10 protein-coding genes are annotated in these 14,139 nt (G+C 62.2%); 7 read left to right on the plus strand and 3 right to left on the minus strand.

Going from position 1 to position 14,139, the window contains the following annotated elements:
- Positions 1-106 precede the first annotated feature (106 nt).
- The 3 genes from J2858_RS13780 to J2858_RS13790 all read left to right on the plus strand — a co-directional run bounded on the left by J2858_RS13780 (position 107) and on the right by J2858_RS13790 (position 3,338).
- Positions 107-1,042 (plus strand): nucleoside hydrolase, encoded by a 936-nt coding sequence (locus tag J2858_RS13780; RefSeq protein ID WP_210105382.1) that lies wholly within the window; start codon positions 107-109, stop codon positions 1,040-1,042.
- On the plus strand, positions 1,039-2,820 hold the full coding sequence (locus J2858_RS13785) for an adenine deaminase (protein WP_210105383.1): 1,782 nt from the start codon (positions 1,039-1,041) through the stop codon (positions 2,818-2,820). Before J2858_RS13780 ends, J2858_RS13785 begins: the two co-directional genes overlap by 4 nt.
- Positions 2,821-2,972: 152 nt before the next feature.
- Positions 2,973-3,338: a hypothetical protein gene (locus J2858_RS13790; RefSeq protein ID WP_210105384.1), complete on the plus strand. Its 366-nt coding sequence runs from the start codon at positions 2,973-2,975 to the stop codon at positions 3,336-3,338.
- A gap of 15 nt (positions 3,339-3,353) precedes the next feature.
- On the opposite strand, the gene J2858_RS13795 is transcribed toward J2858_RS13790, so the two are convergent.
- Entirely contained in the window at positions 3,354-4,085 is a 732-nt protein-coding gene (locus J2858_RS13795; RefSeq protein WP_210105385.1) for a response regulator, read from the minus strand.
- A gap of 125 nt (positions 4,086-4,210) precedes the next feature.
- Between J2858_RS13795 and J2858_RS13800 the strand changes: the two genes are divergently transcribed.
- Entirely contained in the window at positions 4,211-4,963 is a 753-nt protein-coding gene (locus J2858_RS13800; protein ID WP_210105386.1) for a Crp/Fnr family transcriptional regulator, read from the plus strand.
- Positions 4,964-5,006: 43 nt separating this feature from the next.
- A complete protein-coding gene (locus tag J2858_RS13805; protein WP_210105387.1) occupies positions 5,007-6,911 on the plus strand; it encodes a hybrid sensor histidine kinase/response regulator in 1,905 nt (634 codons plus the stop codon).
- Positions 6,912-7,028: 117 nt separating this feature from the next.
- Here J2858_RS13805 and J2858_RS13810 read toward each other — a convergent pair whose 3' ends face one another.
- Positions 7,029-8,894, minus strand: coding sequence for a putative bifunctional diguanylate cyclase/phosphodiesterase (locus J2858_RS13810; RefSeq protein WP_210105388.1), 1,866 nt, complete (start codon positions 8,892-8,894; stop codon positions 7,029-7,031).
- Between the two features lie 141 nt (positions 8,895-9,035).
- Positions 9,036-10,811, minus strand: a complete 1,776-nt coding sequence (locus tag J2858_RS13815; RefSeq protein WP_210105389.1) for an ABC transporter ATP-binding protein/permease — start codon at positions 10,809-10,811, stop codon at positions 9,036-9,038.
- A gap of 390 nt (positions 10,812-11,201) precedes the next feature.
- Here J2858_RS13815 and J2858_RS13820 point away from each other — a divergent pair, with 390 nt between their 5' ends.
- Complete coding sequence (locus J2858_RS13820; RefSeq protein WP_210105390.1) at positions 11,202-12,830, plus strand: AMP-binding protein; 1,629 nt, start codon at positions 11,202-11,204, stop codon at positions 12,828-12,830.
- 163 nt (positions 12,831-12,993) lie between these two features.
- Positions 12,994-14,130 (plus strand): ABC transporter substrate-binding protein, encoded by a 1,137-nt coding sequence (locus J2858_RS13825; RefSeq protein ID WP_210105391.1) that lies wholly within the window; start codon positions 12,994-12,996, stop codon positions 14,128-14,130.
- The last annotated feature ends 9 nt before the right edge of the window (positions 14,131-14,139 follow it).

Here is a 14,139-nt window from a genome sequence, read left to right on the forward strand (position 1 = left end):
TGGTCTCAGGTCCTTTCCAGGTCGTTGCGCGCGGCGAATTTTCAAATCGGATCTTTTACAGTCACAGCTGCGCCCCGGACGGCCATGCTCTTTTGAGGAGGGCGTGATGGGCGTCTGGATCGATACCGACATGGGCTTTGATGATATCGCCGCCATTCTGGTGGCAAGCCGGGGCGGCGAGCCGGTCGATGGCGTGTCGCTGGTCTTCGGCAATGCGGGGCTTGCGCAGGTCGAACGCAATGCCTGCGGCGCAAGGTCTGCCTTTGGCTGGTCCTTCCCACTGTTTCGGGGGCGCTCTGCTCCCGTGCTCGGCCGTCTGGAGACGGCAGAAAGCATCCTCGGCGATCACGGAATGCCAAGTGCGGGCGAGCGCCTACCCGAGGCACCCGTGGTCCTGCACGCCGAGGATGCTTTTTCGGCGCTGTGCGGCTGGCTTTCGGGCAAGCACGCGGACGGATTGCCACGCCGCATCCTGGCGCTCGGGCCGCTCACCAATCTCGCAGCCCTTGCCCTTGCCCGCCCCGATCTGGCGGCACAGATCGATGAGATCGTCTGGATGGGCGGTGGCGTGACGACGGGCAATCACACCGCATCGGCAGAATTCAACGCCTTTGCCGATCCGGAAGCGCTGGCCATCGTTCTTGCCCATGGCGTTGCCTTGCGCATGGTCGATCTGGATCTTTGCCGCAAGGTTCTCGCCACGCCCGCCGATGTCGCACCCGTGCGCCGGGCCGGCGGGCGCAATGCGACCCTCATTGCCGATCTGCTTGCCGGCTTCATCGATATCGCCATCCAGCGCGGACGCCCCGCCATGTCGCTCTACGATGCCGTTGCAGCGGTCGCCTTCATCCGCGACGACCTCGTCACCTTTTGCCGCGCACGGCTCGATGTGGAACTGTGCGGCACGCATACACGCGGCCGCACCGTCATCGAAACCCGTGACGGCCGCGCTCCGTTCAACGCCGATTACGCCGTCGATATCGACGTGGACGCGGCACGACGGATCATACTCGACGTTCTTGAAAGTGAAGCATCCCGATGACCCGTCCCTTCGAACTCTTCGATCTCAACCTGCCGGAACTGCGTCGTCGCGCCGTGCAGGCGGCGCGCGGGGACATGCCGTTCGATGTGCTGGTGAAGGGCGGAACGCTGGTGGATGTCGCAACCGGCGAACTTCGCGCAGCCGATATCGGCATCGTGGGTCCGATGATCGCAAGCGTTCATGCGCCGGGCAGCCGCACCGATGCCGCAACCCTCATCAATGCCGCCGGCGCTTTCCTGTCGCCGGGTCTCATCGATACGCATATGCATATCGAAAGCTCGATGGTGACGCCCGCCGGCTATGCGCAGGCCGTGGTGCCGCGTGGCGTGACGACGGTGGTGTGGGATCCGCACGAGTTCGGCAATGTACTGGGCCTTGCCGGCGTCAACTGGGCCGCCGATGCGGTGATCGACCTGCCGCTGCGTGTCATCCTGCTTGCCCCGTCATCGGTTCCCTCGGCACCGGGCCTCGAACTGGCTGGCGCCGATTTCGGCCCGGACGTGTTGCAGACGCTGCTGGCGCGTGCCGATATCGCCGGCATTGCCGAAATGATGAACATGCGTGGCATCATCGAAGGCGAGCAGAACATGGAGGGCATCCTGCGGGCAGGGCTCGAGACGGGCAAGCTGATCTGCGGCCATGCCAGAAGCCTTTCCGGCGCCGATTTGCAGGCTTTCATCACCGCCGGTGTCACCTCGGACCATGAGCTGGTTTCGGGGGCCGATCTCCTGGAAAAACTGCGCGCCGGCCTCACCATCGAGCTTCGCGGCAGCCACGACCATCTCCTGCCGGAATTCGTCGAGACCCTGAATGGGCTTGGCCACCTGCCGCAGACCGTGACACTCTGCACCGATGACGTCTTCCCGGATGATCTGGCGCGCGCGGGCGGGCTCGACGATGTAGTGCGCCGCCTGGTGCGCTATGGAATGAAGCCGCAATGGGCACTGCAGGCGGCAACGCTGAATGGTGCGCGCCGGCTTGGCCGGCCGGATCTCGGTCTGATCGCCCCCGGCCGTCGCGCCGATATCGTTCTGTTTGAAGATCTTGAAGCTTTTGAAGCACGCCGCGTGCTGGTGTCGGGACGCGAGGTGGCGGCCGGCGGGGCGCTGTTGTCGCCACCGTCTGCCAGCGAAACGGTAACGCTTTGCGACACGATGAAGCTTGGCGCCCTGACAGCCGATGATTTTCGCGTGCCGGCGACCGGCTCCTCTGCCCGCATTGCCACCATCGACAAGCCGCGCTTCACGCAATGGGGCGAAACATCCGCCGAGATCGCCGATGGCCATGTGGTGCCGCCGGAAGAGACGACGCTGATTGCCGTCGTTCATCGCCATGGCCGCGCGCCCGCCAGCCCGCGCATCGGCTTCCTGACCGGCTGGGGCAGGTGGCGCGGTGCCTTTGCCACCACCGTCTCGCATGACAGCCACAATCTGACGGTCTTCGGCAAGGATCCCGACGATATGGCCGCGGCAGCCAATGCGGTGATTGCGGCAGGCGGCGGACTGGCCGTTGCCGCAGGCGGCGTGGTCAAGGCCGTGCTGCCGCTGCCGCTTGCCGGCCTCGTCGCCGAGGGCAGCGTCCCGGAAATCGCGGCAGGATTTGCCGCCATCAAGACCGAGATGGATCGTATCGTCGACTGGCAGCCGCCCTATCTGGTGTTCAAGGCCTGTTTCGGGGCAACGCTTGCCTGCAATGCCGGCCCGCACCAGACCGATCTTGGCATTGCCGATGTGGCTAGTGGACGCCTTCTGACAAGCCCCGTCCTCGAAACCGTCTGATCCTTGTCCCTCGCCCGTCCGGCTGCCGGCGGTTGATCCTGCTCAAAGCGCCTTGCTCTTTTTGCGCTAGGCTCTCCGGTGACGCATTGACAGCCGGTCGGAGCATAGCTCACGGCTAAGGAAGAGAGGGGCAACCCTCCGGGGGGAGGTTCATGGTTTCCGCATACCGGGTGGCCGATATCACCAGAGCGCAAGTGGACCGCGCCTTTGCACTGGTTCATGCCGCAGATGCCCGCACAGAGCTTTCCGACTGGCGGCGCACCTGTTCCGACGTCCTTTCTGCCGAGCGGGGGGAGGCCGCCTCGCAGCGCCTTCTGGTCTGTGAAAATGCCAATGGCTATCTGAAGGGCCTCTGCCTCGTGCGCCGACGTGCAGATCCGGAGGCCTGCGTGCTCGATGTGCCTCTGCATGTGGTGCTGACGGTCGCAGACGAGGAGGGGGTTCGCCAGGCCCTGCGCGAAAGCCTGCAGGCGCTGGCCAGCGAGGCCGGCTGCACTTTGATGCCGATAGAGGAGTAGGCCCTTTGGCCGATATCAGGAAGCGCTGGTTTCTGCTGTAAAAATGTAGCCGACGCCGCGCACCGAACGGATCAGCACGGGATGGGTCGGATTGCTCTCGATCTTCTTGCGCAGGCGGGCAATCTGGGCGTCGATGGCGCGGTCGAAGGCTTCCATCTGGCGCCCGCGCGTCTGGTCCATTAGCATGTCGCGGGTCAGCACCCGGCCGGCATTGCGGATCATCACCGTCAGCATGTCGAATTCGCCGGTGGTGAGCTCCACTTCCTCATCGTTCGGGTTGAGCAGCCTTCGACGGCTGACTTCCAGGCGCCAGCCGTCGAAGGCAAAGACCTGTCCGATCTCGACCTGCGGGGGCTCCACCGGGCGGCGGCGGCGCAGAATGCTGCGCACCCGCGCCAGCACTTCGCGCAGGTGAAAGGGCTTCGGGATGTAGTCGTCGGCACCGACTTCGAGACCGATGATGCGATCCACCACGTCGTCGCGACCGGTCAGCATGACGATCGGCACGTCGGAGCTTGCCCGCACCTCGCGGGCGAGCGCCAGCCCATCTTCGCTGTTGGGCAGCACAAGATCGAGCAGGATGAGATCGATGGTGTAATCGGCAAGCGCCTTGCGCATGGAGGAACCGTCGGACGCGCCGGTGACGATGAAGCCTTCGTCCTCGAAATAGCGGGTCACCATCTGGCGGATGCGCGGATCGTCATCAACGATGAGGATTCGCTCGGCCCGCCGCTCGAGTTTCGTCATGTCCTCACCCGACTGCTCATGCGCTGTTACAGACTGTTACACATTTCAACCCACCGTAACATGCCCGGCATCCTCTTGTCACCGCTCCCCGCCATAGTTTGGCCATCAAGACAGAGGGACGCACAATGCTTTCGACAGGCTCAACCGCACAGTCCAATTTCGCCGCCGTGGCGATGATGAAACCGCAGCTGGAGACGCTTGACGAACTCTTCGCAGCGGTGCCGCGCGAGACGCTGGATATCGGCGCGGGCCTGTTCTGGGAGGGGGACCGGGCACAGCACATCTTCGAGGTCTCGGAGGGAGTGTTGAGGATTTTCAAGATCATAGGCGATGGGCGCCGGGTCATTACCGGCTTTCTGTATGCGGGCGACATGGTGGGGCTGACGCTGCGCGATGTCTATCTCTACAGCGCCGAAGCCGTGACGCCGGTCAAGGTGCGCCGCCTCACGAAGAAGGCTTTCCAGGATGCCATCGAGCATTCTCCGGAGCTTCGCCCGCGGCTTTTTGCCCTGATGTGCGACGAAATGGCCGCCGCCCAGGACCAGATGGTGCTTCTGTCCCGCAAGAGCGCCGAGGAGCGGGTGTGCAGCTTCCTGATGCTGACGGCGCGGCGCATGCAGGGCGACAGGCAGGTCGGCCGCACGGTGCAGTTGCCGATGAGCCGGCAGGACATGGCAGACTATCTCGGCCTCACCATTGAGACCGTTTCGCGCACCATCACCAAGCTGATTGCCCGCGGCGTGATCGTCCCCAATGGTCGCCACGCCTTTGATATCGGCAAGCCCGGAAAACTGCTTGCGCTGTGCGGCGATGGCGATAGTTATGAGGACATCGGCGAGCGTGGCGCAAAGACCAGACAGGCTGTCTGGCCGCACTGATTGCGGTCTCACGCCAAAATTTGGACGTCTGTAAGGGAACCCCATGGGTGAGAAGGTCAATGCCGGGCAAGCGGTCGATGTGTCGAGCCTGCTGTCCCTTCTCGGGCCGATCAATGTCATCGCGCATGATGCAACGGGGCTGATCTCTCACTGGAGCGCCGGCAGCGCAAGCCTGTTCGGCTGGACGGCGGATGAGGTGGACGGGCTTGATGTGCTGGCGCTGTTGCAGCCATCACCGACCCTGTCCCTTGAGGATACGATTGCCACCATCCGCGCGGAGGGGGCGTTCAAGGGCAATCTGGAATACCGCCACAAGGACGGTCACACGATTTCCGTGCTCAGCCGCTGGGTGATGGCCGAAGGTAGCGATGGTCCGCTGATCGTCCAGATCAACGAGGATTTTCGCGCTGCCGCCACCATCCAGGAAAATCTCGCGGTGCGCGAGGCGCATTTCCGGTCCATTCTGCAGACTGTGCCGGAAGCCATGGTGGTGATCGATGAGACCGGCATCATCACGTCGTTTTCCTCCACGGCAGAAGATCTCTTCGGTTATGACGCGGAGGAGGTGGAGGGGCGCAATGTGTCGATCCTGATGCCATCGCCGGACCGGGACGGCCATGACGGGTACATTCGCCATTACATGACCACCGGCCAGCGCCGCATCATCGGCATCGGCCGCGTGGTGAAGGGCTTGCGCAAAGACGGCTCGACCTTCCCGATGGAACTTGCCGTCGGCGAAGCGGTCTCCAATGGCAAGCGCATCTTCACCGGCTTCATCCGCGACCTCACCAGCCGTCACCGCATCGAGGAGGAGCTGCGCCAAGCGCAGAAGATGGAGGCCATCGGCCAGCTGACCGGCGGTCTGGCGCACGACTTCAACAATCTTCTGACGATCATCAGCGGCAATCTCGAAATGCTTGAGATGAAACTACAGGACCCAAAGACCCTGACGCTTCTGAAGGAAGCGCAGGGGGCCGCCGATGACGGTGCCAAGCTTACAGGGCAACTGCTGGCCTTTGGGCGCCGTCAGCCGCTCAACCCGCGCATGACCGATCTCGGCCAGATGGTGTCGAGCTTTTCCGAACTTATCCGCCGCACCATTGGTGACCGCATCGAGTTGCGCACGACGATCCGCGGCGGCAGCAACGAAGCGCTGGTGGATGGTCCGCAATTGCAGAATGCGCTGCTCAACCTGACGCTCAATGCCCGCGATGCCATGGCCGGCGGCGGCCAGCTGACCATAGACGTCAGCCGGGTGCATCTCGACATGGATTATGCGCAGATGTATCCGCAGGTCCGCGCTGGCGATTACATCCTCGTTGCTGTCACCGATACCGGAACCGGCATGACGGAGGAGGTGAAACAGCGCGCGTTCGAGCCCTTCTTCACCACCAAATCGACCGGTGCCGGCACCGGGCTTGGCCTCAGCATGGTCTATGGCTTCGTGCGCCAGTCCGGCGGGCATATCCAGATCTACAGCGAGCAGGGTCAGGGCACCAGCGTCCGGCTTTTCCTGCCTGGCGTCCTTGATGCATCGGCGCTGAAGGCGGACGAAGACCGGCTGCCCCTTATGCCGGATATTCCGGGCGGCACGGAAACCATTCTGGTGGTGGAAGACGATCCGCGCGTGCGCCGGGTCGCGGTCGCACGACTGGAAAACAGCGGCTACACGGTCCACCAGGCCGCAAACGGCATCGAGGCGCTTGCCGTTCTCGATGCGCATCCCGACGTGGCGCTGATGTTTACCGATATTGCCATGCCCGGCATGTCGGGTGACCAGCTCGCCAAGGTCGTGCGCGAACGACATCCGCAGATCCGCATCCTGTTCACCTCCGGCTATGCTGAACCGGAAATTGCCGGCAAGCAGCTGGCGGCCGATGGCAGCTGGCTTAAAAAGCCCTATACGGCCCGCGAACTGGCCTTGCAGCTGCGCCTCTTGCTGGACTGAAATCAGCCTCTTTTGGAAATTTTGGGAGCCTCAGTGCGAGCGTCGGTGCGCCCCATGGCGTCCGTCACGCAGTCTGCCACAGTCTCTGCCTCGGCGTGGGAGTGCCGGAGCGGCCCGTCAGCTTGCACGTGCCACGGGCTGGGCCGGTTGCGGCAAAAGGCGTGACAGCTGGGCGGCAATCTCAGACGGTGGCATGGAGCGGCCGTAGAGATAGCCCTGGCCGCAATCGCACCCCATGATCTTGAGTGTGATTTCCTGTTCGGCCGTCTCGATGCCTTCGGCGATCGTGGTAACCCCGATATCCTTGCTCAGCATGATCAGGGCGCGCGTAATGGCAGCATCCCGCTGCTTGGTGATGAGATCGCGCACGAAGCCGCGGTCGATCTTGAGCGTGGTGATCGGATAGCGTTGCAGGGTGCCCAAGGACGCATAGCCGGTGCCGAAATCGTCAAAGGCGATGCCCACGCCCAGATCCCGCAACTCGCTGATCACCTTGAACGACTGGTCCCCGTCCTGGAGCGTCGCCGTCTCGGTAATCTCCAGTTCGAGCCAGGCCGGATCGATGTGGTAGCGATTGAGCAGGTCTGCCACTTCGGCCGCCAGATCGGCGCAACGGATTTGCGAGGGGAAGAGATTGACGCTCATCTTCACCAGCGGCAGGCCGGCGGCCGCCCATTCGGAGAGCTGCCGCAGCGCTTCGTCCAGCACCCACCAGCCGACATCGACGCTCAGGGCGCTTTGCTCCAGCATCGGCAGGAATTCGCCGGGTGGCAACAGGCCGCGCTCGGGATGCTGCCAGCGGATCAGCGCTTCCATGCCGCAAAGGCTGCCATTGCGAAGGTTGACCTGCGGTTGGTATTGCAGAACAAATTCGCGCTTCGTCAGCGCCCGCAGCAGATCGCGTTGGACGGCACGCCGGTTCTGCGCCACCGCCTGAAGGGAGGCATCGAAAGCCAGCGCCTTCTGTGTGTCGGATCGCTTGGCGTGCAGAAGGGCGAAATCAGCCTGCGCCACCAGTTCTTCCGCATCGACCTCATCGGAGGCGAGGGCATAGCCGATGCTGCCGATAACCCGCAGACGGTGGCCGTTGATCATGAAGGGAACTGCCAGCGCCTCGAGTAGCTGCCCGGCGAGGTGAGGGGTGGTGTCACCGCGCGCCTGCTGCGGCAGCAGGATGGCAAAGCGATTGGCGGCGAGCTGTGCCAGTGCCGTATGGAGCCCCAGCGGCAGGCTTATACGCACGATGATGCTCCGGATCAGCGTCTCATGGACCTGCGTCCCCAGATGGTCGTGAATGTCGCGCAGGCCGTCGATGTCGAGCATGAGGAGCGCACCGACATGCCCGCTCTCGCACCGTTCGTCCAAGAGTTCTTGAAAACCGTGGCTGTTGTGGAGGCCGGTGAGATTGGCCTGGTCTTTGAGACGCGTCAGACGCGCCTGCCGCCGATGCCGCTCGGAAATGTCGGCGACGGCCATGCCGAGATGTCGATCCCCGTCGGCATCCCAGGCGGTCAATGTGACTTCGAGGGGAAATTCTCGGCCGTTGCGGTCGCAGGCGAGTATTTCGAAGATTTTGCCGCTCAGGATCCCGGTGCTGACATCCATCATGCGCGTGAGGTTGTAATGGCATTCCTCCCGCAGGCGCTCCGGAACGATCAGGAGCACGGACTGCCCGACCAGTTCGTCACGGCGGTAACCAAACAGCTGCAAGGCGGCGTCATTGACGAACTCGATGACGCCGGCGGTCGCCATCGACAGGAGCGGAAGGTGCGTGGCATTGGCAAAGGCTGCCGCATTCATGAGCGCCGCATCGCCGACAGACGGCGTTTCCTGCTGGCCGCTCACCCGCTTTGCCATCGGCTCATTCCCGCCACCGGGTGGTATGATCTCTTCCAAACCGCTGTTGGAGGACGCGACAGACAGGCCTATGCCCTGCGCCATGCTGCCATGGCTGTCACCGAGCGTGCCAGCTTCAGACTGCATGAGCGGTTGCATGTCCATGTCTCGGGTCGGTTGCATCATGGCTCCGGGGCTTGACCATGGGTGGTCCGGTGCATTTTAACTAATATTTAATGATTTATAGAAGATGTGCAATCGGTCATACTTGTTTCGAATTCAACTATATTACGCATTTTTGGCCGATTGCAATGCCGAAAGATGTATAGGTGTCGGATTTATCGTCAAAAAGACCTCTGAGCGGCCAATATAGACAATTCCCGTGTGCTGAAACGTGTCCAGAATCTGTGTCAGCTCCTGTTGCGCGGGGGTATCCAGAAGTTCGAGCGCATCATCAAGTATGATCCATTTGGGCGCCATCAGGCGGGCATTGGCCAGCCGCAGCCGTGCCTGGTCTTCCTCATCCAGCACGCGCTCCCAGCGATCGCGCGTATCGAGCTGTCCGGCAAGCCGCTCCAGGCCGACCTCCGAAAGGGCCGCCACCATCGCGGCGTCGGAATAATCGGTGGCTTTTTTCGGATAGGTCATGGCCTCGCGCAGCGTTGCATCGGGAAAATAACCTTTCTGCGACAGGAACAGGATGTCCTCGAGCGGCGGCATCAGGATCTCGCCTTGCCCCCATTGCCACAGGCCCGCCATGGCCAGGAAAAGCAGGTGGCGGTTGGCCTTCGGGTCGCCATTGATCATGACCCGCGCGCCGGGTTCGATGACGGTTTCACCGGCAAGCTGCAGACCGCGTTCCGTCGCCGTCATGGCAGGTCCTGCCCGCAGGATCAGGTCTTTGAGGATAATTTGTCCGGTGGGCGAGGGGCGGATGAGCGGCGAACTGTCGCTTTCGGCCTTATCCAACTCGATCAGGGCGCGGCGAAACACGGAGACCCGGTACAGAGCGGCCTTCCAGTCGGCGATCGGGCGGAAATTGTCGATATACCAGCGCAGGGCCGTGTTCACCTGGTTAAAGGCGCCGACTGCCATCATCAGCCCGCCGAAGGAAATGCTGCCGCTGAAATAGACAGGCGCTGCAATGAGGATCGGCGCGATGGTGGTCAACCAGCCGAAGCCTGAGGAAATCCATGTGAGATTGGTATAGGCAAAGGCGAGCTTGCGGATGACCGCCAGAACGGCGCTGATCGACAGCTGGATGCGCTGGCGCTCGCTGTCTTCGCCATTGGTCAGCGTGATGGCCATGAGGTTTTCATTGGTATGCATCAGCGTGAAGCGCATGTCCGCTTCCTTGGAATAGCGCTCGGTGTTGAGGCGGGGCAGATGGCGGCCGACGACATTGCTGATGAGGGAGGCGGTGGCCGCATAAAGAAGGGCCGCCCAGACCATGTAGCCGGGAATGGCGATCTGCCTTCCGTCGATGGTAAAGCTGAAATCGGCCGAAATTGCCCAGAGCACGCCGATGAAACTCACCAGAAGAATCGTGGAATTGACAAGGCCGATCGCAAGCGAGGTCGTCAGTTCCGCAAGGTTTCGCGCGTCCTCGTGCAGCCGCTGGTCCGGGTTGATGCCGATCTTGCCGTAGCTGGCGAGCTTCAGCGCCCGGCGCGGCTTCATCCACTGGTCGACAAGGTCACGCGACAGGCCCTCCCGCATGTAAAGCGCAGTCATCTGGTTCAGCAGGGCCTGTATGACGTTGAGCACCAGAAGCGATCCGGCAATGACGAAGAAGACTTTCAGCTGCTGGAAGAAGGCAGGCAGATCCCTTTGCTCCAGTGCATTGTAGAAAGGCGTGTTCCAGTGGTTGAGGCGATACTGGCCATAGACGGTGGTGAGGATCACGGCCAGCAGCCCGACGATGAGCAGCAGCACTTTCACGCGCACCGCCGACGTCCAGAAGGCGCTGATCATCATGCGCAACTGGGCATCGAAGCGAAAACTGGCATTGCCGATCTCGAAATCGGAGGGGTCCTTGCCGTTTTGATCCGTCAGTGCTGCCATGGTTCGTTCCGCATGTGATCTTGCGCGATCTGCCGCGCGATCAGCTTTGTGTCGTCGGGCGAGGTCTTTCAACAGAGCTATACTGCAAATCGGCCCCCTTGCTACCGGACGGCGGGAGCACGGGAAAGATTTCCTGAAACTGTGCCTTCAGCGACCTCTTCCCATTGTTTGCCATTTCGATTGCCCGAGCCTGACGCCACCAAGGGCCAGGAAGACCGTCGGCCGGTGTGCGTTTCCAAAATTATTACAAACTTAAAATTTCTGTCTTGCCACGGGCGACCTCCGGTGCAATTCTTGGCTCAACAAGAGGCGGAAACAGCCTCGCAAAGGCGCCTGGACCGGCGAGGAAACCGGTTTTGAGCGTTTGAGGAACGAAAGGGAACAAGAGCCATGCTGGGACCCACCGGCCATGTGGATACGTTTGCCCGGGATAATCTTCCGCCATTGGATCAATGGCCGGAACTGCTGCTTGAGGGCTTCGACTACCCTGACTATCTGAACGCTGCGGTCGAACTGACGGACCGCATGGTGGAAAAAGGTTTCGGCGATCACACCGCCCTCATCGGCAATGGCCGCCGGCGCACCTACAAGGAACTGTCCGACTGGACGAACCGCATCGCGCGGGCGCTGACTGAGGACTACGGGTTGAAGCCGGGCAACCGCGTGCTGATCCGCTCGGCCAACAATCCGGCCATGGTGGCCTGCTGGCTGGCGGCCACCAAGGCCGGCGCCGTCGTCGTCAACACCATGCCCATGCTGCGCGCCGGCGAGCTTGCCAAGACCATCGACAAGGCCGAAATCTCGATGGCGCTCTGCGACACGCGCCTGATGGACGAGCTGGTGGCGGTGGCCAAGGAAAGCCGCTATCTCACCCAGGTGATCGGTTTCGACGGCACGGCCAATCACGATGCCGAACTCGACCGCGCAGCACTGAACAAGCCGGTGCGCTATGAGGCGGTGAAGACCGGGCGCGACGATGTGGCGCTTCTGGGCTTTACGTCCGGGTCCACGGGCATTGCCAAGGCGACGATGCATTTTCACCGCGACCTGCTGATCATTGCCGATGCCTATGCCCGTGAAGTGCTGAGCGTCACGCCGGATGATGTCTTCGTCGGGTCGCCGCCGCTGGCCTTCACCTTCGGCCTTGGCGGTCTTGCCATCTTCCCGCTGCGCTTCGGGGCGGCGGCGACGCTGCTGGAACATGCGACGCCCCCGAAGATGATGGAGATCATAGAGACCTACCGCGCCACCATCTGCTTTACTGCCCCGACCGCCTATCGGGCGATGCTTGCGGCCTCCGGCGAGGGCAAGGCAAACCTGTCGTCCCTGCGCATTGCGGTTTCCGCCGGCGAGACGCTGCCGGGACCGGTGTTCGAGGAGTGGACGCAAAAGACAGGCATTCCGATCCTCGACGGCATCGGCGCCACCGAAATGCTGCATATCTTCATCTCCAATCGCCTTGGCGAAGCAAGGCCGTCCTGTACCGGCAGGCCGCTCTCCGGCTACCAGGCCAAGGTGGTCGACGAGGCGATGAACGAGGTGCCGCGCGGCACGATCGGCCGGCTTGCGGTCAAGGGGCCGATCGGCTGCCGCTACATGGCCGACGAGCGCCAGAAGGACTATGTGCGTGACGGCTGGAACCTCACCGGCGACAGCTTTTTCGAGGACGAGGACGGCTATTTCCATTTCGCCGCCCGCTCCGACGACATGATCGTGTCGGCCGGCTACAACATCGCCGGACCCGAGGTGGAGGCCGCACTTCTGAAGCACGAGGCGGTGCTGGAATGCGCCGTGATCGGCGTGCCGGATGAGGCGCGCGGCCATATCGTCGAGGCGCATGTGGTGCTGACTGATCATGGTCAGGCCTGCGATGCGCTTGCCAAACTGTTGCAGGACCATGTGAAGGCGATCATCGCACCTTACAAATATCCGCGCTCGATTGTGTTTACGCAGGCGCTGCCGAAAACCGAATCCGGCAAGATCCAGCGCTTCCGGTTGAAATCCGCCTCTGCCGCGTAAGACCGCATAATTTGCCCTTGCAGCCAGTGGATGTTTTGCCCGGGTTGTGAAAGTTTGGCGAAAAGACCGCCAGGGTTTTGCGCAGATGCCAGAAGCCCGCACGCAGAAGCGGGCCTGACCAAGAATAAACGTGGGACATCAGATAAAAACGGGAGTGCATGACATGAAGACTTTCCTGAAAGCCGCCACCCTTGCGCTGTCGCTTGGGGCATCGAGCCTTGCCATGGCAGAGCCGGTCAAGATCGGCCTCATCACCACGCTGTCGGGCGGCGGTGCCGGCCTCGGCCTTGATACGCGCGACGGCTTCATGCTCGCCATCAAGCAGTCTGGCAATAAGGACGTGACGGTGATCACCGAAGACGATGCGCAGAAGCCGGAACTGGCCGTGCAGATCGCCGACAAGATGATCCAGAGCGAAGACGTCGATATCCTGACCGGCATCGTCTGGTCGAACCTTCTGATGGCGGTCGTGCCGGGCGCCGTGGCGCAGGGCAAGATCTACGTGTCCACCAATGCCGCACCGGCAGCGCTTGCCGGCGAAAAATGCGATCCGCTCTATTTCAACGCGGCCTACCAGAACGACAACCTTCATGAAGCCATGGGCGAATATGCCAACAAGGGCTACAAGAAGATGTTCATCATGGCGCCCAACTATCCGGCCGGCAAGGATTCGCTGACCGGCTTCAAGCGCTACTTCAAGGGCACTGTGGCGAACGAAGTCTATACCCAGGTCGGCCAGACCGACTATGCCGCAGAAATCGCCCAGATCCGTGCCTCCGGCGCCGATGGCGTCTTCGCCTTCCTGCCGGGCGGCATGGGCATTGCCTTCATGAAGCAATATGCGCAGTCCGGCGTGAAAATCCCGGTCATGGGCCCGGGCTTCTCCTTCAGCCAGGACGTGCTGCCGGCCATCGGCGATGCAGCCCTTGGCGCCAAGGCGTCGGGCCAGTGGGCAAAGGATCTCGACAACGAGGCCAACAAGAAGTTCGTCCCGGCCTTTGAGAAGGAATATGGCCGCCTGCCGTCGATCTATGCCGTGCAGGCCTATGATGCGGCCCAGCTGATCCTGTCTGCCGCGTCCAAGGCAAGCGTCAAGGATACGGCCGCCTTCACCGCCGAATTGAAGAAGGCCGACATCCAGTCGCCGCGCGGCAAGTTCAAGTTCAACACCAACCGTCACCCGATCCAGGATATCTACGTGACGGAAGTGGTGAAGGACGGCGGCGTGCTGACCAACAAGATCATCGAGAAGATCTTCACCGATCATGGCGATGCCTACGCCCAGGCCTGCAAGAAGTAAGGGCTGTTC

Source organism: Neorhizobium galegae, assembly GCF_017877135.1.
GTDB lineage: Bacteria > Pseudomonadota > Alphaproteobacteria > Rhizobiales > Rhizobiaceae > Neorhizobium > Neorhizobium galegae_A.